Raw genomic sequence first — 476 nt, 5'->3', positions numbered from 1 at the left:
ACAAAGGTTGGATAGATTTAAGGGTTTGCGCACGGGTATTCGTCGCACCGTAGCCATACGACCGATAATACATCGCAGAGCGATTGTCGGTTGGAGGAACATTCCAACCGTAAGTTATGCGGAAATTCGGATCATAGGAATTCACTGTCGCGACGGCCCGTTGTAGCGGTGCATCGCAAATATAAGGCAGATTCTGATCCACAGTTATGTTTCGGGTCGAAACGTCCCATTTGTTGGGAATGCTAGTTTGAGCCGATGCTTGCGCATGTAGCCCTGCGGTAGCTATTAATGCGAGAACAGCGGCCGATGCCTGCGTGCGTGAGTTATTTTTCGACATGACGCGCTCCTTCACAGATTACCGACAGCGACGTCAGGCATCGCATTTCGGAAGCTTTTTACAACAGAACCCTCAATAGTGAGAGGCTCGACCATCTTGGTGTAGCTCGTTCCGACGTTCGGACGCGAGAGCCTTCCAT

1 protein-coding gene is annotated in these 476 nt (G+C 50.8%); it reads right to left on the bottom strand.

Annotated elements, in window-relative coordinates:
• Nucleotides 1-337: hypothetical protein (locus ACGHJ7_RS14790; protein WP_390479189.1), on the bottom strand; the 337-nt coding region annotated here is incomplete at its 3' end.
• Nucleotides 338-476 lie beyond the last annotated feature (139 nt).

The organism is Altererythrobacter sp. MTPC7, assembly GCF_042851395.1.
GTDB lineage: Bacteria > Pseudomonadota > Alphaproteobacteria > Sphingomonadales > Sphingomonadaceae > CAJXSN01.
The sequence above is the reverse complement of the archived record's forward strand: the minus strand, read 5'-3'. Positions and strand labels throughout refer to the sequence as shown.